Origin of the sequence: Billgrantia ethanolica (assembly GCF_021404305.1) — a bacterium.
Lineage (GTDB): Bacteria > Pseudomonadota > Gammaproteobacteria > Pseudomonadales > Halomonadaceae > Halomonas > Halomonas ethanolica.
Window position 1 is genome coordinate 1241795 of the sequence record NZ_JABFTX010000001.1, and the last position, 20109, is coordinate 1261903.

Genomic DNA, 20109 nt, shown 5'->3' on the forward strand with positions numbered 1-20109 from the left:
ACAATAAGCCGGGCCGAATCATGCCACTACACGACCGCCCCATCGGTGAGCGCATCGAGGCACTGCTCGCCCTTTCGCGCGAGCACGCCGATACCTTCTGCAGCCCCTCGGCATGGCTGGCCCGCGAGCGCTATCTGGCCAAGCACCCCACCCGGATTCTGGCCATGAAGTGCATGGATGGGCGGATACACCTTCCCCATGCCACCCGCACTCCACTGGGCATCATCACCCCCTTCCGCAACTTGGGGGGCATCTTCCATCTGGGCTGGCCCTATCTCGGCGAGATGCTCACCGATGCCGTGCACGCGGCCATTCATGGCGGCAACGGTGTGCTGTTGATCATCAGCTATCACTTTTCGCGCGGCGACCTGGCCCGCGGCTGTGCCGGCTTCGCCTGTGACGCCGAGGCCGCTCTGGCTCACGCCAACGAGATACGTCGTCAGGCCGAGCAGGTCTTCGGTCGCGATCATCGCAACGTCTACCCGCTGGTGTGCGGCTTCGAAACCGATACCGATTCTCTCATCGTCCACGGCAGCGATGGCGCCACTCTCGACATCGGCGAGTTGACGCTTGCCGAAGGCGCCGAACTCGACCAGCGCGTGGCTCAGGTGTGCCCCGACATACCCGGCGACATCCGCCGCGACCTGCTGCCGCTGCTGCAGGGCAACCTGCAGCATGTCGACTCCCTGCGCGGTACCGCTCGCGAGCTGGATATCGAACATCGCGAATGGGTCATCTGCATCGGGCGTGGGTTCGACTTCCTGCATCTGCCCAATACCGCTCTTATCGTCGGCCCCTACAGCCCCGATCTTTCCGAACCCATCGCCACGGCTGCCGCCATCATCGACGCCAACATGAAGGCCGGACGCATCTCCGACGATGGCTTCCTGCTGCTGGCTTCGACGCCATACGAGGCGATCGGCGTGGATCGCGCCCGCGCCGAGCTGAAGTCGCGCTTCCTGTCGGAGTTCGCTGCCCGGGTCATCTCCCGGGAGCATCCGCGGTTAGCCGCCAGCATGCTGTCGCGAACCGCCGTGGTGCACTGGCCGAGCCGCCGACTGGAACTCCTGTCACAGGCGTGACCGCATGAGCGAACTCAAGATTCTTCTGCTCCCTCCGACGCTCAACGCGCTGCTCATCCTGCTGGGCCTGATGCTCGGCATTCGGCGCTTGTCTGGCGCTCTGCTGGTCATGCTGGGACTGGTCAGCCTGCTGTTGCTGGCCACGCCCATGGCTAGCCATGCTCTGCGCCAGGGGCTCGAGCCCTATTCACCGCCTTCGCCAAGCCAGCTGGAGACTGTCGAAGCCATCGTCATACTTGGCGGTGGGCGCGACTACGACGCCCCCGAATTCGGCTGGGGCGATGCGCCGGCCAACCCCACCTGGCGCCGCCTGGCCTACGGCGCCCACCTGCATCGCCAGAGCGAACTACCGATTCTGGTCAGTGGCGGTCGCGTCCATGGCGAAAACAGTGCCGAAGCGAGCCTGATGGCAGCCGCCCTGCGCGAAGTGTTCGACGTGCCGGTGCGCTGGCTGGAGGGCGCCAGCCGCAATACCGCCGAGAATGCGCGCTTGAGCGCCGAGGTGCTGCGCGCCGACGGCATCGCCCGGGTGGCGCTGGTCTCACAGGCCTGGCACTTGCCGCGTGCCGTGGCGGAGTTCGAGGCGCAGGGGCTGAATGTGGTGCCGGCGCCAACCGAATTCACCAGTCCCCCACCCGCGGGGCTCACCGCCTGGCTGCCTCGCGCCTATCACCTCAACCAAAGCACCCGGGCGCTGCACGAGTGGCTGGGGCGCGGCGAGCAGGCGCTGCGCCGACAGCTACTGCGGCGCTGAAGCTCCCACCTGGCGCAGCCACTCCTGCAGGTTGTAGTAATTGGTGACCCGAGTGATCTTGCCGCCGCGTACCTCGAAGAAGGCACCACCCGGCAGCACGTAACGCTGGCCCTGAGCCGGCGGCAGCCCTACATCGGTGGCGCGGTACTCGCCGTGCACCACGTATTCAGCGGCCGCCCGGGCGCCGTCGGCCGTGGCCATGACGACGATATCCTCGAGGCGCTCCACATAGCTTCGATCCATGCGCGCCAGGAAAGCACGGAAGGTCTCGCGACCGCACTCCCGCTCACCCTGGTTGAGATCATGTACCACCGCCTCGTCGAGGCAGGCGAGCATTGCCTCCCAATCGCCGCGGTTGAAGGCCGCGTAGTAATCCTCAATCAGTTGCACGCTGTCGGACATGACCCCTCCTGCCAATCACCGATGGTTCGAAAGGCGCCAGTGTAGCCAGTGTGGCGCCTTCACAACACCACGTGTCCGACACGAGACTATTGCTCCACGACAGCAATCGACAGGTTCTCAGGTCCCCTGCCCAGAAACGGCCCCTTCTCAGAAACATCCCCTCTTCTCAGAACCCGATCGCTTCCAGCCGGTCGGCCAGGTCCTCGAGGGTGGCCAGGCCCTGTACGTCGGTGGGCAGCCAGGGCAGCCGGGGGCGCGGAAGATGGCCCAGCTCGGCGTCGATACGCGCCAGGTAGCTGGCCTCCTGCGTGCGGCGAGCGCGCAGGAAGTCGCCATCGGCCTCGTCGGGAATCACTCGGTTGACCAGCGTTCCGGCCACCGGGATCTTCACCGCCTCGAGTGCCGCCACGGCGCGGGCGGTCTCGAGGATCGGCAGCCGCTCCGGGGTCAGCACGAAAAGAAAGCCGGTACACTCGGGATCCTCGACCCGACGGCGCGCCTGGTGGAAGAGCCGGCGCCGTTCGATCAGGGTGCGTGCCACGTCCCGGGTGCGCTCGTCGAGACCGCTGAGCGGGTCCTCCTGGGGGTCGTCGAAGGGGGTGGCAACGTCGCGCCCGCGCTTGGGCGTCAGGTGTGACAACACCTTGCCCAGTTCTTCGGACTTGCGATTGTGGGCCAGCAGGCCGTCGGTCCAGGCGGCCATGGCCTCGGGCAGGCTGAGCAGGCGCAGAGTGTGGCCGGTGGGGGCAGTGTCGAAGATGATCAGGTCGTGCTCGGGATCCTCGGCGGTGATGAGCCGCGAGAGCCGCTCCAGCAACGCCGCCTCCTGGGTTCCCGGCGACTGTCGGGTCAGGCGCATCTGGCGCTCCAGCTCCGCCATCATCTGCGGTGCCGCGAAACGACGCATCTGCTCGGTGACCCGCGCCAGGTGCGCCTCCACCTCGGCATCCGGGTCGATCTCCATGGCATCGAGGTTGGGTAGCAGGCGCCGCGGCACGTCGCCCAGCTCACGGTCGAAGACGTCGCCCAGACTATGCGCCGGATCGGTGGAGACCACCAGCACGCGCCGCTCCCGTCGCGCCGCCAGTACCGCCAGTGACGCGGCCACGGTGGTCTTGCCCACGCCCCCCTTGCCGCCTACCCAGAGCAGGCGTTTATCAAGCAAATCCTTCATACCAAATCCTACGTGTCGAGCGTCCTGTCAGGATTCTCAACAGCACTTGAAATGATCCAATGGCGACCTCTCCATGCCCATACGCTTGTGCCAGTCATGGAAGCGCTCCAGCAGCAGTGGCTGCAGCTCGAGGGTGTAATAGGCAGCCGGATTGGGCACGCCCATCATTTCCGAGAAGACCAGCAGCATGAACAGATCGTCCTCGTCACGGCGGGCCCGGGCAATGGCCCCGCGATAGCGCGAGGAGTAGACCTCCTCGGCGAAGAAACGGGCCTGGCTGAGCCAGGCCCGAATCCTTTCGAGACGAGGATCATGCGAATCGTCATGATCGTCGTGCATGTCGTCCTCCGCGGTTCACTCCTGCTGCTCGGCCATCTCCGCCCTGGAGCGCTTGAGCGCCGAGGCGCACTCCATGGCGACCAGGATGGCGGCAACCAGCACCACGATGTCGAGGAACAGCAGGAAGTAGTTACCCTGCTCGAAGAAGGCGCGCAGCTGAATCAGCAGTGCGGCGATGGTCATCACCAGCAGGAAGCACAGCGGCACCAGGGTGTACCACATGGGCCGCCGCAGGCGAACCAACATCACCGTGATGACCAGCAGCGTCAGGCCGGCCAGCAGCTGGTTGGTGGTACCGAACAGCGGCCAGATGATCATGCCGCCGGTGCCGTCCGCTCCACCCGCACCGAAGGCCAGCAGCAGACAGCTCCCAACCGCCAGCAGAGTCGCCGGGGCGTTCTTCTTCATCCACGGCTGGTTATAGATATCGCCCCACTCCTGGAAGATATAGCGCTGCAGACGCAGGCCGGTGTCCATGGTGGTACCGGCAAACAGCGCCGCCATGACCGTCAGCAGCGTGGCCGCCGTCACTTCGTTGAGGCCCAGGCCGTTATGAATCATGTAGGCACCGCCTTCGACGAAGGCATTGACGCCGCCCTGACCGAAGGCGGTGTACATCGCCTGCCAATCGGCGAAGGTGGCGAAACCGGCAGTGGCGGCAAGAATGGCGGCCAGCGCCAGCATGCCCTCGCCCACGGCACCGAAGTAGCCGACGAAGCGGGCGTCGGTTTCCTTGTTGAGCTGCTTGGACGTGGTGCCGGAAGAGACCAGACCGTGGAAGCCCGAGATGGCGCCACAGGCAATGGTGACGAACAGCAAGGGTATCAGCGAGGGCGTCCCTGCCGGCACGTCCGGATTGATGGCCGGCGCCACCAGGGTCGGGTTGAGCAGTAGAATCGAGCCGTAGAGCACGATCAGACCGATGAAAAGCTGCAAGCCGTTGATGTAGTCGCGTGGCTGGAGCAGCACCCACACCGGCAGCAGCGAGGCAATCGCCGCGTAGCCGAACAGGATCAGGATCCACACGGCGTTACCGGAAAGCGCCCCCACCTCGGCAGGCATCTGTACCGGCACCGCTGGGCCGATGAAGATAAGCACGTACAGCGCGATGACCCCGAGTACGGAGACCACCGGCAGGCTGAGGATGCGCCGATAGATCAGCTGACCGATGATCAGCGCCACCAGGATCGCCCCCCATACCGGTACCACGGCGGTGGAGAAATTCATCATCAAGCCGGCGATGACCACGGCGAATACCGCGTTCACCATCAGCAGTACGAGGAAAATGACGATCATGAAGATGCTGCGGGCGCGCTTGCCGACCACGTCACCGGTCAGGGCGCCGACGGATTTGGCCTTGTTGCGTACGCTGGCCCAGATTGCGCCGAAATCGTGCACCCCGGCAAAGAAGATGGTGCCCAGCACGACCCACAGGAAGGCCGGCAGCCAGCCCCAGATGACGGCAATGGCGGGACCGACGATGGGAGCGGCACCGGCCACCGAAGTGAAATGATGGCCCCAGAGAATGAATCGATTGGTGGGAACGAAATCCACCCCGTCTTCGTATTCGTGAGCAGGCGTCTTGAAGTCGGGATCGAGGCGATAGATCTTGGTGGCAATGAAACGCGAGTAGAGGAAGTACCCCGCGGCCATTCCACCGAGACCCAGGATCAGCAGAACGATAGCACTCATTCCGTCGGCTCCTTTTTGAGGAATGTGTTTTTTTCTTTCTTCTAGGTTCGCATGTTTCGCGAAGCGTCAGGTCGTCCAGCGCATGTTGCACTGATCTGAAATGATGACCAGAGCGGCCCGGCAAGTCCAATTTCAGGCCTGAATCATTCCACTTTATTACTCTAAAGTCGTAGCTAACGGTCGTGGCGTCCATTTCCCCCAAGCCGGAAGCGCCGCGTTGACCCAAGGTCGTACAGCCTCATCAAATGGCGCGCGTTACGCTGCCAGAGAGTCCCGACGTAAAGCGATGAGCCCCATGTCAGAAAGTCTGCTCCAACTCGCCATGGCCGGTGCATTCGGCGCCTTCATCGGTCTGCTGTTCCGGGTCACCCGCCGTCCGGGGCAGGCGCGCGCCTTCACGTTCACCCTGGTCGGGCTGGTTGCCGGCATCACCGCCTACTTGATCTTCCATGTCCTGACCCGCACCACCGGCGCCCCGCCCTGGCTGCTGCCGGTGCTGGTGCTGTTGCAGGTGTGGCTGTGGCTCGGCCCCCTGGGACCGAAGTTCCGTCATCTCGGAAAGGACGGCGACGAACCCCGTTGAAGGCTAGTCCTCGCTCCCGCCCGGTGTTCCGCTTCCGACAATCCCGAACCCCTTCTGCCAAGGTCGTCTTTGCTGCCCTCGGCTTGCACACTAGACTGGTGATTAACAAGACATAATGCCTTTCGAGGAGTAATGCATGGCCAAGGTACTGGTGGTGGACGATGAACCCAACATCGTCCTGTCGCTGGAGTTCCTGATGCAGCAGGCCGGTTTTGACGTGGACACGGCTGAGGATGGCGAAGGTGCCCTGGCCAAGGTCGAGGAGTCGCCACCCGACCTGATTCTGCTCGACATCAGCCTGCCCGGCATCAGCGGCTTCGACGTACTGGAACAGCTGCGCCAGGATTCCCGCCACGCCAGGCTTCCCATCATCATGCTCACCGCTCACGGCCGCGAGGTGGAGCGGGAAAAGGGACTGGCACTGGGCGCCGACGACTACGTCACCAAGCCTTTCTCGACCCAAGCCTTGGTAGAAAAAGTCAAATCCCTGCTGGCCGAGGATGCCTGATGAAGGGCGGCAAGCTGCCCAAGCGCCAGCGCCTGATCGGCCTGTGGCTGTTGCTCAGCGGTATCAGCCTGCTGGGCGGGGCCATCTTCGCCGCCTGGCTGGATAGCCTGTTTCAACCTGAGGGGCTGGCCAGACTGGTGCTGTGGCTGGGCTGTTTCTCCGGTGGCGGCACCATCTTCCTGGTGGGTCTCTTGCTGGAACGCATGCTGTTCACCCCGCTGCGTCATCTTCAGGTCCAGCTGGCCCGCCTGGTAGCCAACCCGGACGCCCGCGAGGATTACCCCCCAGAAGGCTGGCTGCGCGGCCTGGGGCCCGACCTGATGCGTGTGCGCGAAGCCTGGCGCAGCGACCGGACGCGCCTTGCCACGGCCCATGCCGAAGGCGCACGCAGCGCCGCTCGTATACGTCAGGAACTGGAAACGCTGCTGCAGGTGCTCGATACTCCCCTGCTGCTTTGCGATCACCATCGCCGTCTGCTTCTCTTCAATCAGGCGGCCGAAACCTTGTTCGATGGGCACCCTGGTCTCGGCCTGGGCAAGCGGCTCGATGCCTTGCTGCCGGTATCGAGCCTGCAGGACTCACTCGCCCAGCTACCTGACGATGGCTCGCCCCGCGAATTGCTGCTGCCGTGCAACGAGCGCTGGCTGCATGTCGCCATGCGCCGGGTCCCGCAGAGCAATGGCGAAACGCTGCTGACCCTGACCGACGCCACTGCCGCATGGACCAGCGAAATGGGTGCCCGTGCCGGACTGGCGGAGCACATGTCGCCGCTGCGCCGCCACGGAGCCAGCCTGGCCAGCGCTGCCGAAGCACTGAGCAGCGTGCGCCATGCCCGGCATATCGACGAGACGCTGCGCCAGCGCCTCGAAGCGGTCATCGAGGAGGAGAGCCTCGCCCTCGGTCATGAGATTGCCAACCTGGGTCGCCTGATCGACGACATGCAACAGCAGGGCGAGCGTCTGGTGCCTCTATGGTCCAACGACCTGTGGCAATCGCTCAACGAGCGGCTACGCGACAATCCCATCGAGGTCCTGCCCATCGGCATGCCGGCCTGGTTCAAGGGCGACGCCCCGGCGTTGCTGGTCATGCTCGAAACATTGCTCGAGCGACTGCAGGAACATACCGGGAGCACCGGCTTCGAGGGTGAAATGCTGCTCGGCAACCGGCGCGTCTATCTCGACCTGATATGGCCCGGGCGCCCGCTGCCGCAGCGCGAACTATCGGCCTGGTGCGCTCAGCGCCTGGAGACGCTGCCGCTCTCCCCCAGGGTTGGCGATCTTTTACGGCAGCACGCCAGCGACGCCTGGAGCCTGGCGGATCCCGATGGCAAGCATGCCCGCCTGCGGCTGCCGCTACCGGCGGTGGAGCGGGTCGGCGCCCCGCCCAGCCAGCTGCCACCGCGTCCGGAGTTCCATGATTTCGGCATTGCCGACCTGCCACCACCGGATGCCGAACTGGCACGGCGCTCTCTGCGCACACTCGAAATCGTCGCCTTCGATACCGAAACCACCGGCCTCGAACTACGCCGGGGCGATACGGTCATCAGCATCGGCGCCTGCCGCATCGTCAATGCTCGGCTGTTAGCCAGCGATATCTTCGACGTGCGCGTCGACCCGGGCAAGCCGATCCCCCCGGCCAGCACAGCGATACATGGCATCACCGACGACGATGTGGCGGGTGCTCCACCGTTGCCGGTCGCACTGCCCCGCTTCCGCGATTACATCGGCGATGCCGTGATTCTGGCCCACAATGCCGCCTTCGATCTGCTGGCTCTGCAGTCGCCAGGCAGCGGCACCGCACTCGAGATGCCGGTCCTCGATACTCTGCTGCTCTCGCGGGCGCTGGACGAAAGCCTGGACGGGCACGACCTGGATACCCTGGCCGATCGCTACCACCTGAGCTTCCCGCCGGGCACACGCCATACGGCGCTGGGCGATGCTCGCGTGACGGCCGAGCTGTGGCTGTCACTGCTGCCGCGGCTGGAGGCACGTGGCATCGAGACCCTGGAGCAAGTGCTGGCCCTGCAGGCCACCGCCTTCGACAAGGAGGACGCATGCACATAGACTCCTCCACACCTCGGGCCAGACTGATGGCGCTGATCGGACTGGCTGTGCTGCTATTCTCGCCGCCGTTGGTGCTGATCTTCGACCGTTCTCCTGCCGCCACCCTGTCGTGGCTGCCTCTCTATATCTTCGTGGCCTGGTTGCTGGTGATTGCCCTGGCCGCCTGGCTGATGGAGCACCGGCGGGAGGACGACTGACACGATGAGAACCGATCCGACGGTGCTGACGGTCGCCTTCGGCTACCTGGCACTGCTGTTCGTGATCGCCGCCTGGGGCGACCGACGCGCCGAGCAGGGCCGTTCCATCATCGGCTCGCCCACCGTCTATGCTCTGTCGATCGCCGTCTACTGCACCGCCTGGACCTTCTACGGCAGCGTGGGGCGAGCCGCGGAATTCGGCCCGAGTTTCCTGCTCATCTATCTGGGGCCAACCCTGGCCATGCTGATGGCACCGATGCTGATCCGCAAAATGGTCAGAATCGCCAGCACCCAGCGAATCACCTCCATCGCCGACTTCATCAGCGCCCGCTATGGCAAGAGTTCCGGCCTTGGGGCGCTGGTGGCCATCATTGCCCTGATCGGCATTACCCCCTATATCGCCTTGCAGCTCAAGGCGATCACCCTCAGCCACGCGGTACTGGTCAACTACCCCGATGCCGCCGAATTCCGTCTCGCCGACGAGAGCTTCTGGGTCGACAAATCGTTCTGGGTGGCCTTGGTGCTGGCGGTCTTCATCATTCTGTTCGGCACCCGTCACCTGGACGCCAGCGAACGCCATGAAGGCATGGTCGCCGCCATCGCCTTCGAGTCGCTGGTCAAGCTGGTCGCCTTCCTCACGGTGGGCGTGTTCGTGGTTTTCGTGCTGTTCAATGGCCCGGGCGATCTGTTCCGCCAGGTAGCGGAAACCCCCGAGCTCAGCGGGGTGCTGGGACTCGATGCCGTGCCCGGTGGCGCCATCGGCTGGGTGGGCACGCTGGTGCTTGCCTTTCTCGCCTTCCTCACCCTGCCCCGCCAGTTTCAGGTGCTGGTGGTGGAGAACGTAGATGAGCGCCACCTGGAGCGCGCCAGCTGGCTGTTTCCGCTCTACCTGGTGGCGATCAACATCTTCGTCATCCCCATTGCCATGGCCGGCCTGCTGCTGCCGGTGGGCAACAGCGACCCCGACAGTTTCGTGCTCACGCTGCCGCTCTCGGCGGGCATCGAAGGCATTCCGCTACTGGTATTCATCGGCGGGCTTTCGGCCGCCACCGGCATGGTGATCGTGGAAACCATCGCGCTTTCCACCATGGTCAGCAACCAGCTGATGATGCCGCTGCTGCTGCGCTCCAAGCGGCTGCATCTGAGCTCTCAGGGGGAGCTCGCCGGCTGGCTGCTCGGCATTCGCCGGGTGGCCATCGTGCTGATTCTGCTGATGGGCTATCTCTATCACGCGCTGATCGGCGACTCCTACAGCCTGGTGACCATCGGCCTGGTCTCGTTCGTCGGTGCCGCCCAGTTCGCCCCGGCCATGCTGATCGGCATGTACTGGCGCGGAGCGACACGCGCCGGGGCCACGCTGGGCCTGTTGGCCGGCTTCATCATCTGGTTCTACACCCTGCTGCTGCCGGGCTTCGCCCAGTCGGGATGGCTGGATGCCAGCTTCCTGGAGCAAGGCCTGCTGGGTCAGGCGTGGCTGCGCCCCTATGCGCTGTTCGGCGTGGAGGGTTTCGACATTTATAGTCACTCGCTGATGTGGAGTTTGCTGGCCAACGTCGGGCTGCTGGTGGGGGTGTCGCTGTTCACCCGCCAGAGCCCGGTGGAACAGACCCAGGCGGCGTTGTTCACCGAGGCGATGAACCCGGGACTGCAGCACACTTCGCTGTGGCGCGGCCAGACCACCCGCGGCGAACTGCAGAGCCTGCTCAGCCGCTACCTGGGGGCCAGCGCAACAGCAAGAATCCTGGCCGACCAGCACGGTAACCCTGCCGATGACGCACCTGCCCCGCCGGCTCTGATCGCCCGCGCCGAGCAGGCCCTTTCGGGGGCACTGGGCAGCGCTTCCGCACGGGTGTTGATTAACTCAGTGGTGCGCGGCGAGGCGCTGGATCTTGAGTCCATTCTCAGCATTCTCGATACCACCTCGCAGACCCTGGAGTACAACCGTCGCCTGGAGCAGAAGTCCCACGAGCTGGCGCGGATCGGTGAGGAGCTGCGCGCCGCCAACGAACGTCTGAGAGAGCTGGACCGGTTGAAAGACGAATTCGTGGCCATGGTAAGCCACGAGCTGCGCACCCCGCTCACCTCGATACGCGCCTTCGCCGAGATCCTGCGCGACGGAAAGGACCTGCCGGAAGAGAAGCGCGTCCACTTCCTCGAGGTGGTGGTGCTGGAGAGTCAGCGCCTGTCGCGCTTGATCGAGGAGATCCTCGATCTGGCACGTCTGGAGAGCGGACGACTGACGCTGACCCCTCAGCGTCTCGACCTGGTGGCGCTGATACGCCACAGCGTGGATGCCGTGCACCGGCTGCAGGAGGACCGTGGCGTCTCCCTCGAAGTCGACATGGAACTCGAAGAAGCGCCCATCGTCGGCGACCCCGACCGCCTGGAGCAGGTGATCATCAATCTGCTCGACAATGCGGGCAAGTTCGCCGACGACGAGAGCCCCAGAGTGCGCCTCCACCTGACCCGCCACGAGCAGTGCTTTCGCATGAGCGTGGAAGACAACGGGCCGGGCATCGGTCCCGAGGAGCGCGAGCGGGTGTTCGAGAAGTTCCATCAGATCAAGCGCTATGGCGGCGCCAGCGGCAAGGCTCGTGGCCGCCCGCGTGGCAGCGGGCTGGGGCTGCCCATCAGTCGGGGCATCATCAGCCATCTTGGCGGCCGGCTATGGGTCGACGACGCTCCCACGCTGAAGGGCGCCTGTCTGGTCATGGAGCTGCCCGTGGCAGCCGCGGAAACCAAACCCGAAGAAACACAGGGCTCTGCCTGAACGGCGCCGGCACTTGGCGGCTTTCAGGCAAGACCAGGGCGTTGCTTACCTTCCGACGGCAAATTTTGCGCAAATTCTAAAGTAACTTAGGTGTCGGCCGATACCGTCCGTGTTGAGTGGCCCCGGCCATCTCTCCATCAAGCCGTTCGTCGCATTTCATAACGACAACACTGCAACTTGCTTCGGCACATTTCGCCCACCAGGCGAAAGGCGGCCGCAAGCCAGTCCGAACGCATTGCTTCGGCGGAACGGGACCCGACTACCAAAGAAAAGAGCCTGCAAGAGAGCCCCAAATGAGAGCATTGTCCCGCTTGACCCTTACGCAAAAACTGCTCGGTGCCATCGGCCTGCCACTGCTGGCGGCATTCCTGGCCCTTGGCGTCATCGTGCATACCCAACTCAACGCCGCCATTCCCCCCATGGTGGAGAACACCAGCATGCGCCAGGTTGAGGCCCGCGCCGACGAGATAGGACGCTGGATCGCCGGCTACCGCACCCTGCTGAGCGGGCTGGCCAAGGACGAACGCCTGACCGCATCCGTCGACGTCGAGTCGCATCTCGAATGGCTGGAGTCCCGCCACCCTGGCGATGCCACCATCGAGTCGTTCTACTTTGCCGATGCCACTGGCGACACCATTACCCATACCGGCGCCCGGGCAGACATCTCGAGTCGCGGCTACTTCAAGGAGCTGGTCGTCGACGGTACGGCTGACCGGCTGCTAGGCAACCCGGTGCTATCGTTGGTCAGCGGTAAGCCGACGGCCATCGTCGCCGAAACGATCTTCGATGACCGCGGCAATCGCATCGGGCTGCTGGGCATCACACTCTCCATGGCGGCGGTTTCCGATATCACCTCGGCTATCGACGCTGGCGAAGGCAGCTACGGCTACATGGTCGACCGCACCGGCGTGGTGGTTGCCCACCCGGACCCAGATGTTCGTATGGAGCTACGGGTCACCGAAGCCGACCAGGCCGGATTCACGGGAGCCAATGCGTTGGGTCGGCAGATGATGGCGGGCGAGCCCGGCATCGGCCGGGTCATCTCGCCCTTCGGTGGCGCCGAGACCATGGTGTGGCACCCCATAGACGGAACCGATGGCTGGGTACTGGCTGCCGCCATTCCCAATACCGTTTTCACCCGTGTCAGCAGCAATCTTCTCTTCTCGCTGCTGCTCGCCGGCGTTGCCACGCTGGCGCTGCTGCTGACCATCGTGGCAATCTCGGCACGCAAGGTACTCTCTCCCATCCGCCGTACCACGCTTGCCATGGCCGACATCGCCCAGGGCAAGGGCGATTTGACTCAGCGCCTGCAGGTGGACAGCCAGGACGAGGTGGGCCAACTCGCCTTCCAGTTCAACGCCTTCGTCGAGCGTATGCAGAAGACGCTGCTTCAGGTACGCGAGAATGCCCGGACGGTGCTGGCCGGCGCAGGCGACATCGCCGATGGTACTCAGGAACTCTCATCGCGCACCGAGCAGGCCGCAGCCAATCTGCAGGAGACCTCTGCCTCTATGGAAGAGATTCACTCCACCGTATCGCACACGGCTCAGGCTTCCGAGCAAGCCAATGGACTGGCCGTGAATGCGGCGAGCGTGGCCGAACGCGGCAACGAGGCGATGACCGAAATGCGCAGCAAGATGGCAGCCATCGATGAATCGGCCAACAAGATCAGCAACATCATCGGCCTGATCGACTCCATCGCCTTCCAGACCAACATCCTGGCCCTCAACGCCTCGGTGGAGGCGGCTCGTGCCGGCGAGCACGGGCGCGGTTTCGCGGTGGTGGCGCAGGAGGTGCGCAACCTGGCCAGTCGCTCGTCCGATGCGGCAAAGGACATCCGCGGATTGATCGATACCTCGGTCAAGCATACGCAGGAGGGTAGCGAGATCGTGCAGGCGGTCGTCGAGCGGATGATGGAACTGCGCCAGAGCGTGGTTCAGGTGTCGGATGTGATCAGCGAGATCACTGCCGGCGCACGGGAGCAGACCGCGGGCATCGAACAGGTCAATACGGCAGTGGCCGAGATGGACACCATGACGCAACAGAACGCCGCCATGGTCAATCAGAGTGCCAGCCTGGCAGCCACCATGCACGAGAATGCACGCCTGCTCGACGAACTGATGTCCACTTTCGTTCTGGGCGATGCGCCTGCCAACAGCGTTTCGACGCCTAGAGCCCAACCGCAGCGCGCGCTTCCGGCAACCCCATCCGTCACGTCGCGACCGGTGGATCCGAAGCCACAGCCCCGAAAGCGTGAGAAGAAAGCCGAAGAGGAGTGGGAAACCTTCTAACGCCTGTCTCACGGCAGGTAGCCGCCCTTGGCTACGGCTACCTGCCGCTTGCGCTCTGTGCCGTTCGCACCAGGCGGCGGATGACCTGCATGTCGTGACGCAGCAGCAGCCGCTGGTCCTCCTCCAGCCGGGTCGCATCGACCCAACCATCCGGCGCCCCACCCGCCTTCAGGCTCGCCAGCTGCGCTTGCAGCAGCAGCTCCTGCAGGCGGTCCAACGCCGCTATGCCCGCTCTAGCCTGCTGCGCTGTCAGAGCCCCCTTGAGCACCAGCGCAGGCAGCCGCAGGCGCGTATCGGGCACGCTCACACCATGGCGCAACGCCAACAGGCGCACGGCATTGACCAGCGGTAGCAGCCCCTGGCGCTTGAGGTTCAGGGCATTCTCGTGGGGTGCACCGTCGCCGTCGCCTGCCAGCCGCCCGAAGCGGTCCAGCGCCACCGGCAGTTCATCGAGCAGGTTCGCCATCTCGTCGAGGAACAGACCGGCCCCAGGCATGATGAGCCGAACATGCTCGGCTAGTGCCGTGGCCAGGCCGGCATCGCCGAAAGCGGGGTGAAAGTCGAGCAGGATATTGCTCTGCTGTACGCGCTTGACCCGCCGATCCTGGGTCCACAGGCTGAGCTGCTCGCACCATTCGGAGAGACGCTTGCGCCACATCGGCCAGCGTGCCATCACATGGCCGTTGCACAACGGTATGCCCGCCTCATCGAGGCGGGCGGTGAAGCGTTCGCCCAGCGCCTGGAAGAAGCCGTCGATCTCGGTGTGGCGGGCATCCGGGTAGTCGGCCACGATCATGGCATTGTCCTGATCGGGCCCCAGCAGGCTTTCGTGACGCCCGGCGGAACCCAGCGTCAGTACGCAGAACGCCACTGGTGGCTTGCCCCAGCCCTGCCCCTGCATCTCGTTGAGCGTGAGGTGAATGGCACGCCGGTAGAGGAGTTCGTTGTGATCGCTGATCAGCTGGCTGATGCGCCAGGCGGGCAGGTCCAGCCGCTCGAGCGCCTCGACCAGCCGGGGCTGCCAGGCATGGGCGGCAGGAAGATCGGGCGACGTACCGAGCTCCTCGAGCGCTTCGCACAGTGGCGCCAGCAATGTTGCCGGCGCCGGTAGCGTATCGTCTGCGAAGAGTTCACGCCAGGGCGAGGCCCGATGGAGTAGTTGCATGTCGTCTCCCCACCACTCATGTGTATTAGGAGCTAGTGTATCGAGACCAGCACCGCCACACACTTGGGCCAAGGGATGAGGATGGGGCGCAGCCCCTGGGTGCGACCTGCCTCAGCGCGGCTCGAACATGCCGTCGCCGACCTGATCGATGTAGCGCTGCGCCTTGCTCACCATCAGCTGGTCGCAGGCCTCACGCCCCGGCACCAGATCGGAGCGCTCGAAGCGATGCTCTAGCGCCTCGCCGTCGGCACCCGGCTTGCGAATCCAGCCGCTGACGCGGTACTGGCCACCCTGCTCGACCGGCTCCGAGACGATCTGGTAGCCATTGTACTCCACCGGCTCGGCGGCCTTGGCCGTAGCCGACTTGGCGTCACCGCTGCCGAACAGGCCACCCAAGAGTTTCTTCAGCATCGTTCTCTCCCCTACCGTTTTTCCCCAACTAATTCTTCCCTACGAGCTTTCCAAACGACAGCGCCGGCCACTGGCCGGCGCCGACATTCATCAGGGAACGTCTGATTTATGTCGCGAGCGAAGAGAGGTTGGCCGCCACCGGAGCACAGAAACCGGAGCCTATGCGGTACTAGGTGAGGATTTCGAGCACCGCTGGCGGCCAAGATATCGAGCGCAGCAATAAATCAGCGTTTCCTTAGCTCTGTTGGCGGCCCTTACCGGCCGCAATCCGCAGACGCAGGGCGTTGAGCTTGATGAAGCCCTCGGCATCCTTCTGATTGTAGGCGCCGGCATCGTCCTCGAAGGTGGCGATGGACTCGTCGAACAAGGACTGCTCGGACTTGCGACCGACTACGGTGGCACTGCCCTTGTAGAGCTTCATGCGCACCACGCCACAGACGTTCTTCTGGGTCTCGTCGATGGCGGCCTGGAGCATGCGACGCTCCGGGCTCCACCAGTAGCCGTTGTAGATCACTTTGGCGTACTTGGGCATCAGCTCGTCCTTGAGGTGAGCTTCCTCACGGTCGAGGGTGATCGATTCGATGGCGCGGTGGGCGCGCAGCATGATGGTGCCGCCAGGTGTTTCGTAGCAGCCGCGGGACTTCATGCCGACGTAGCGGTTCTCGACGATGTCGAGACGGCCGATACCGTTGTCGCCGCCCAACTTGTTGAGCTTCTCGAGTACTTCGTGGGGCTTCATCGGCTTGCCGTCAATGGCGACGACATCACCCTTGTCATAGGTGAGCTCGACGTAGGTGGGCGCATCCGGCGCGGCCTCGGGCGACACGCTCCATCGCCACATGTCCTCCTCGGCCTCGGCCCACGGATCCTCGAGGATGCCGCCCTCATAGGAGATGTGCAGCAGGTTGGCATCCATGGAGTACGGCGACTTCTTCTTGCTCTTGGAGAAGTCGACGGGAATGTCGTGCTGCTCGCAGTAGGCCATCAGCTTCTCGCGGGAAGTGAGGTCCCACTCGCGCCACGGCGCGATCACCTTGACGCCAGGCTTGAGCGCATAGGCGCCCATCTCGAAACGCACCTGGTCGTTACCCTTGCCGGTGGCGCCATGGGAGATGGCATCGGCCCCGGTCTCGTTGGCGATCTCGATCAGACGCTTGGCGATCAGCGGACGCGCGATGGAGGTACCCAGCAGGTACTCCCCCTCGTAGATGGTGTTGGCACGGAACATCGGATAGACGTAGTCGCGCACGAACTCTTCGCGCAGATCCTCGATGTAGATCTCCTTCACACCCAGCGCCTGGGCCTTGGCGCGCGCCGGCTCGACTTCCTCGCCCTGACCGATGTCGGCGGTAAAGGTCACGACTTCGCAGTTGTAGGTTTCCTGCAACCACTTGACGATGACGGACGTGTCCAGGCCGCCGGAATAGGCAAGCACGACCTTCTTGACATCGGACATTCGGGGGCTCCTCTCAGGTAAACGACACAGAGCGAGCAGTATAGCGTGGCTGCCGTCCGGCGAATACCGGCGACAGGACGTATCGCAGCCAAGCTGATAGACTTTTGCTCCAAACGCGGCGGCCTGGCCATGGCAGGCCAGCACCACGGCGACACGATGACAGCGACAGGCAGTGAGAGGGAAGTGATGAGGAGAGGCGTATGAGCGAGGCGATCACCCGCGAGTTGATGGCCCAGCGGTTTCGCAGTTTCCTGCCGGTAGTGGTAGATCTGGAAACCGGCGGTTTCAACGCCGAACGCGACGCCATTCTCGAGATCGCTGCGGTGACGCTGACGATGGACCCGGAAGGCAACCTGATGCCCGACGCCACCTACGCCTACCATGTGCAGCCCTTCGCCGGCGCCAATGTGGAGCAGTCGGCGCTCGACTTCACCGGTATCAAGCTCGACGACCCGCTGCGCCAGAAGGTCGCGCTCTCCGAGGCCGAAGCCCTGGGCGAGATCTTTCGCCCGGTGCGCAAGGCGATCAAGTCCCACGGCTGCACCCGCGCCGTACTGGTGGGCCACAACGCCGCCTTCGACCACGGCTTCCTCAACGCCGCGGTCAACCGCAGCGGCATCAAGCGCAACCCCTTCCACCCTTTCTCCAGCTTCGACACCGCCAGCCTCTCGGGGCTGGTCTACGGCCAGACGGTGCTGGCCCGAGCCTGCCGCGCGGCGGGCATTCCCTTCGACAATCAGGAGGCGCACTCGGCGCGCTACGACACCGAGCGCACCGCCGAGCTGTTCTGTGCCATCGTCAACCGCTACAAGGACCTCGGCGGCTGGGCGCTGGCGCAGCGTGAGCAAGGCTTCGAGGAACTCTGACGCCCTGCCAGGCTGGCCTCGGTCAGTGGCGGGGCTCCTGCTCCCAGCCGGCGGGCATATCGAGGTCATCATCACCGTCGGCCGAGCCGCCCACGCCGGGCTTGTCGATGATCTGTATGGAGCTGGCCTGTAGCCCCTCGTCGCCTTCGTTTGGCTCGAAACGCACCCGTGTACCCACGGTCAGTCGCTCGAAGTCGCTGTGCAGTACCGCATTGCGGTGAAAGTAGTATTCCTGGCCGCTGATGCTCTTGAGAAAGCCGTAGCCATCCTTCTCGAACATTCGCACTACCGTTGCCACCGGTGGCAGCGGCTCGTCGTTGTGCTGCTTGACCTTGCCGTCACGCTTGGCGGTCTGCTTCTTGAGCTGCTTCTCCATCGCCTCGAAGGCGTTACGAATGATGGGACGAAGCTGGACCTGGGGATCGGTCACCTTGTCGCTTTTCTCGGCCACGAGTTCGCCCTTGGCCGGTAAAGTCACCTCGACCTGAGCTCGGTAGGGGTTGCCCGTCTTGTGGGGACTTTGAGTCTGCTCGATGGTGACGCGGCAGGAGACGATATCCTTGCTGAAGTTCTCGAGCTTGGCCACGCGGGAACGCACGTACTCGTCGATCCACTCCGAGCGCGACACATGCTGGTAGGTGATTTCCAAAGGCGTTTGCATGCTTCCTCCCTGTCGTTTCAGTCGGCGGCGAACGATGTTCCCGGCAGTATACGCCTAGCGTTCGAAGCCTCCTGTTGACTGAATCCATTTCGAGCCCTGCCCCATTCAGCGTGGTAGCGAGACCGGAGGATTTCAATCGACTCTGCTCCGGGTTTTGGTAACCCGAGGTAAGCAACACACCGAACCAATAACAGCAAGGCCCACGAGCCGAAGCACGTGGGCCTTGTGCACCTGGCGGAAAAACGGGATCAGGCGTTGCCACTTTCCTCGTTGGCCTGAGCACGCGCCGCGGCGTCCTTGATCAGCTTTTCCAGCTCGCCGCTTTGATACATCTCGGTGACGATGTCGCAGCCACCCACCAGCTCACCCTCGACCCACAATTGGGGGAAGGTCGGCCAGTTGGCGTACTTTGGCAGCTCAGCGCGAATATCGGGGTTGTCCAGCACGTTGACGAAGGCGAAGCGCTCGCCGCAGGACATCAGAGCCTGCACGGTCTGGGAGGAAAAGCCGCACTGCGGCAGCTGAGGCGTGCCCTTCATGTAGATCAGGATGGGGTTTTCGCTGATCTGGCGCTGAATGTTCTCGATGGTAGTGCTCATGTGCGCTCCCTGTTGGAAGATGTGGTGGCGGAGGATGCAGGGGGTAATACCCGAGTGCAGCGCTCAACCTCTTGCTCATGGCTCCATTCTACTGACGACGGGCGAATTGCGCATCCCCTGCAGGCTGGCTAGGATGGTGGTTTTTTCGCGCGGAGAGATCGCCATGGCGACACGCCATTTCCTGACCCTGCTGGACCTGAGTCCCGACGAGCTGCATTACCTGATCCAGCGCGCCATCACGATCAAGAATCGCCTGCGCGCACAAGGGCCTGTCTACGCGCCGTTCACCAATCGCACGCTAGCGATGATCTTCGAGAAATCCTCGACGCGCACCCGGGTCTCGTTCGAAACCGCCATGGCCCACTTCGGTGGCCATGCGCTGTTCCTCTCGCCACGCGACACACAGCTCGGTCGCGGCGAGCCGATAGAGGACACGGCCAAGGTGCTCGCGGAGATGGTCGACATCGTGATGATTCGTACTTTCTCTCATGCCGGCCTCGAGGCCTATGCTGCGGCAAGCTCGGTACCGGTGATCAATGCGCTGTCAGACGATTATCATCCCTGCCAACTGCTGGCCGACGTGATGACCTGGACCGAACTGCGCGGCAACGTGCGCGGACGCACGGCAGTCTGGATCGGCGATGGCAACAACATGTGCCACTCCTGGATCAACGCTGCGCGCCAGTTCGACTTCCAACTGCGGGTGTGCTGCCCCGAGGGCTACGAGCCGCGCCAGGACATTCTCGCTGCCGCCGGCGACCGGGTCACTCTGTTGCGCGACCCTGCCGAAGCCGTGGCCGGTGCCGATCTGGTTACCACCGACGTGTGGGCCTCGATGGGCCAGGAAGAGGAACAGGCCAAACGTGAGGCCGATTTCGCCGGCTTCCAGGTCAGCGAGGCGCTGCTCGACCAGGCCAAGCAGGACGTGCTCTTCCTGCACTGCCTGCCTGCCCACCGCGGCGAGGAGATCAGCGAAACCCTCCTCGACGACCCGCGTGCCGTGGTATGGCAGGAAGCCGGCAACCGCCTGCATGCCCAGAAGGCGCTGATCGAATTCCTGCTGTTGGGCCGGGTCGATCACTGAGGGTCCCCGGGG

At 64.1% G+C, this 20109-nt stretch carries 19 protein-coding genes; 10 read left to right on the forward strand and 9 right to left on the reverse strand.

Translation table 11 applies throughout. The annotated features are described in order from the left end of the window. Window positions 1-20: 20 nt before the first annotated feature. Together HOP53_RS05565 and HOP53_RS05570 are read left to right on the forward strand one after the other, a co-directional pair. Entirely contained in the window at window positions 21-1082 is a 1062-nt protein-coding gene (locus HOP53_RS05565; RefSeq protein WP_234269090.1) for a carboxysome shell carbonic anhydrase, read from the forward strand. 4 nt (window positions 1083-1086) lie between these two features. Beyond that, the gene (locus HOP53_RS05570) at window positions 1087-1836 is read left to right on the forward strand and encodes a YdcF family protein (RefSeq protein WP_234269091.1); all 750 of its coding nucleotides are present in this window, start codon (window positions 1087-1089) and stop codon (window positions 1834-1836) included. Here HOP53_RS05570 and HOP53_RS05575 read toward each other — a convergent pair. From HOP53_RS05575 to HOP53_RS05590, 4 genes are all read right to left on the reverse strand, one after another. Beyond that, on the reverse strand, window positions 1822-2238 hold the full coding sequence (locus tag HOP53_RS05575) for a ketosteroid isomerase-related protein (protein ID WP_234269092.1): 417 nt from the start codon (window positions 2236-2238) through the stop codon (window positions 1822-1824). The two genes, HOP53_RS05570 and HOP53_RS05575, sit on opposite strands and share 15 nt — an antisense overlap. 166 nt (window positions 2239-2404) lie before the next feature. Beyond that, complete coding sequence (locus tag HOP53_RS05580) at window positions 2405-3412, reverse strand: ArsA family ATPase (RefSeq protein ID WP_234269093.1); 1008 nt, start codon at window positions 3410-3412, stop codon at window positions 2405-2407. Between the two features lie 36 nt (window positions 3413-3448). Then, the gene (locus tag HOP53_RS05585) at window positions 3449-3751 is read right to left on the reverse strand and encodes a cory-CC-star protein (protein ID WP_010628854.1); all 303 of its coding nucleotides are present in this window, start codon (window positions 3749-3751) and stop codon (window positions 3449-3451) included. 15 nt (window positions 3752-3766) lie between these two features. Then, window positions 3767-5443, reverse strand: coding sequence for a carbon starvation CstA family protein (locus HOP53_RS05590; RefSeq protein ID WP_234269094.1), 1677 nt, complete (start codon window positions 5441-5443; stop codon window positions 3767-3769). 295 nt (window positions 5444-5738) lie between these two features. Between HOP53_RS05590 and HOP53_RS05595 the strand changes: the two genes are divergently transcribed. The 6 genes from HOP53_RS05595 (at window position 5739) to HOP53_RS05620 (ending at window position 13855) form a co-directional block, all read left to right on the forward strand. Next, complete coding sequence (locus HOP53_RS05595) at window positions 5739-6026, forward strand: hypothetical protein (RefSeq protein WP_086510022.1); 288 nt, start codon at window positions 5739-5741, stop codon at window positions 6024-6026. A 136-nt stretch (window positions 6027-6162) separates the two neighbouring features. After that, window positions 6163-6534 carry a response regulator transcription factor gene (locus tag HOP53_RS05600; protein ID WP_234269095.1) on the forward strand — a complete coding sequence of 124 codons (372 nt, stop codon included), beginning with the start codon at window positions 6163-6165 and terminating at the stop codon, window positions 6532-6534. Then, on the forward strand, window positions 6534-8597 hold the full coding sequence (locus HOP53_RS05605) for a 3'-5' exonuclease (protein ID WP_234269096.1): 2064 nt from the start codon (window positions 6534-6536) through the stop codon (window positions 8595-8597). Before HOP53_RS05600 ends, HOP53_RS05605 begins: the two co-directional genes overlap by 1 nt. Further along, window positions 8588-8794: a hypothetical protein gene (locus HOP53_RS05610; RefSeq protein ID WP_234269097.1), complete on the forward strand. Its 207-nt coding sequence runs from the start codon at window positions 8588-8590 to the stop codon at window positions 8792-8794. Before HOP53_RS05605 ends, HOP53_RS05610 begins: the two co-directional genes overlap by 10 nt. 4 nt (window positions 8795-8798) lie before the next feature. Next, the gene (locus tag HOP53_RS05615; protein WP_234269098.1) at window positions 8799-11564 is read left to right on the forward strand and encodes a sensor histidine kinase; all 2766 of its coding nucleotides are present in this window, start codon (window positions 8799-8801) and stop codon (window positions 11562-11564) included. 293 nt (window positions 11565-11857) lie between these two features. Further along, window positions 11858-13855, forward strand: a complete 1998-nt coding sequence (locus HOP53_RS05620) for a methyl-accepting chemotaxis protein (protein WP_234269099.1) — start codon at window positions 11858-11860, stop codon at window positions 13853-13855. A 37-nt stretch (window positions 13856-13892) separates the two neighbouring features. Here HOP53_RS05620 and HOP53_RS05625 read toward each other — a convergent pair whose 3' ends face one another. The 3 genes from HOP53_RS05625 to HOP53_RS05635 all read right to left on the reverse strand — a co-directional run bounded on the left by HOP53_RS05625 (window position 13893) and on the right by HOP53_RS05635 (window position 16887). Beyond that, window positions 13893-15020 carry a DUF294 nucleotidyltransferase-like domain-containing protein gene (locus HOP53_RS05625; protein WP_234269100.1) on the reverse strand — a complete coding sequence of 376 codons (1128 nt, stop codon included), beginning with the start codon at window positions 15018-15020 and terminating at the stop codon, window positions 13893-13895. 111 nt (window positions 15021-15131) lie between these two features. Beyond that, a complete protein-coding gene (locus tag HOP53_RS05630) occupies window positions 15132-15431 on the reverse strand; it encodes an HlyU family transcriptional regulator (protein ID WP_234269101.1) in 300 nt (99 codons plus the stop codon). 235 nt (window positions 15432-15666) lie between these two features. Further along, a complete protein-coding gene (locus HOP53_RS05635; protein ID WP_234269102.1) occupies window positions 15667-16887 on the reverse strand; it encodes an argininosuccinate synthase in 1221 nt (406 codons plus the stop codon). Between the two features lie 200 nt (window positions 16888-17087). On the opposite strand from HOP53_RS05635, the gene rnt reads away from it, so the two are divergent. Continuing rightward, on the forward strand, window positions 17088-17753 hold the full coding sequence (gene rnt, locus HOP53_RS05640) for a ribonuclease T (RefSeq protein WP_234269103.1): 666 nt from the start codon (window positions 17088-17090) through the stop codon (window positions 17751-17753). Between the two features lie 22 nt (window positions 17754-17775). Here rnt and HOP53_RS05645 read toward each other — a convergent pair whose 3' ends face one another. Together HOP53_RS05645 and HOP53_RS05650 are read right to left on the reverse strand one after the other, a co-directional pair. Further along, window positions 17776-18414: an HPF/RaiA family ribosome-associated protein gene (locus tag HOP53_RS05645; protein ID WP_234269104.1), complete on the reverse strand. Its 639-nt coding sequence runs from the start codon at window positions 18412-18414 to the stop codon at window positions 17776-17778. Window positions 18415-18662: 248 nt separating this feature from the next. Then, window positions 18663-19013 carry a Grx4 family monothiol glutaredoxin gene (locus HOP53_RS05650; RefSeq protein WP_234269105.1) on the reverse strand — a complete coding sequence of 117 codons (351 nt, stop codon included), beginning with the start codon at window positions 19011-19013 and terminating at the stop codon, window positions 18663-18665. Between the two features lie 163 nt (window positions 19014-19176). Here HOP53_RS05650 and argF point away from each other — a divergent pair, with 163 nt between their 5' ends. Further along, complete coding sequence (argF, locus tag HOP53_RS05655; protein ID WP_234269106.1) at window positions 19177-20097, forward strand: ornithine carbamoyltransferase; 921 nt, start codon at window positions 19177-19179, stop codon at window positions 20095-20097. Window positions 20098-20109: the final 12 nt, after the last annotated feature.

Bases quoted from the DNA above. Each gene is read 5' to 3' on its own strand.
- HOP53_RS05630 (WP_234269101.1), bottom strand. From the start codon at position 15,431: ATGCTGAAGAAACTCTTGGGTGGCCTGTTCGGCAGCGGTGACGCCAAG.
- HOP53_RS05565 (WP_234269090.1), top strand. From the start codon at position 21: ATGCCACTACACGACCGCCCCATCGGTGAGCGCATCGAGGCACTGCTC.
- rnt (WP_234269103.1), top strand. From the start codon at position 17,088: ATGAGCGAGGCGATCACCCGCGAGTTGATGGCCCAGCGGTTTCGCAGT.
- HOP53_RS05575 (WP_234269092.1), bottom strand. From the start codon at position 2,238: ATGTCCGACAGCGTGCAACTGATTGAGGATTACTACGCGGCCTTCAAC.
- HOP53_RS05625 (WP_234269100.1), bottom strand. From the start codon at position 15,020: ATGCAACTACTCCATCGGGCCTCGCCCTGGCGTGAACTCTTCGCAGAC.
- HOP53_RS05645 (WP_234269104.1), bottom strand. From the start codon at position 18,414: ATGCAAACGCCTTTGGAAATCACCTACCAGCATGTGTCGCGCTCGGAG.
- HOP53_RS05620 (WP_234269099.1), top strand. From the start codon at position 11,858: ATGAGAGCATTGTCCCGCTTGACCCTTACGCAAAAACTGCTCGGTGCC.
- HOP53_RS05595 (WP_086510022.1), top strand. From the start codon at position 5,739: ATGTCAGAAAGTCTGCTCCAACTCGCCATGGCCGGTGCATTCGGCGCC.
- HOP53_RS05585 (WP_010628854.1), bottom strand. From the start codon at position 3,751: ATGCACGACGATCATGACGATTCGCATGATCCTCGTCTCGAAAGGATT.
- HOP53_RS05580 (WP_234269093.1), bottom strand. From the start codon at position 3,412: ATGAAGGATTTGCTTGATAAACGCCTGCTCTGGGTAGGCGGCAAGGGG.
- HOP53_RS05635 (WP_234269102.1), bottom strand. From the start codon at position 16,887: ATGTCCGATGTCAAGAAGGTCGTGCTTGCCTATTCCGGCGGCCTGGAC.
- HOP53_RS05610 (WP_234269097.1), top strand. From the start codon at position 8,588: ATGCACATAGACTCCTCCACACCTCGGGCCAGACTGATGGCGCTGATC.
- HOP53_RS05605 (WP_234269096.1), top strand. From the start codon at position 6,534: ATGAAGGGCGGCAAGCTGCCCAAGCGCCAGCGCCTGATCGGCCTGTGG.
- HOP53_RS05650 (WP_234269105.1), bottom strand. From the start codon at position 19,013: ATGAGCACTACCATCGAGAACATTCAGCGCCAGATCAGCGAAAACCCC.
- HOP53_RS05600 (WP_234269095.1), top strand. From the start codon at position 6,163: ATGGCCAAGGTACTGGTGGTGGACGATGAACCCAACATCGTCCTGTCG.
- HOP53_RS05590 (WP_234269094.1), bottom strand. From the start codon at position 5,443: ATGAGTGCTATCGTTCTGCTGATCCTGGGTCTCGGTGGAATGGCCGCG.
- argF (WP_234269106.1), top strand. From the start codon at position 19,177: ATGGCGACACGCCATTTCCTGACCCTGCTGGACCTGAGTCCCGACGAG.
- HOP53_RS05570 (WP_234269091.1), top strand. From the start codon at position 1,087: ATGAGCGAACTCAAGATTCTTCTGCTCCCTCCGACGCTCAACGCGCTG.
- HOP53_RS05615 (WP_234269098.1), top strand. From the start codon at position 8,799: ATGAGAACCGATCCGACGGTGCTGACGGTCGCCTTCGGCTACCTGGCA.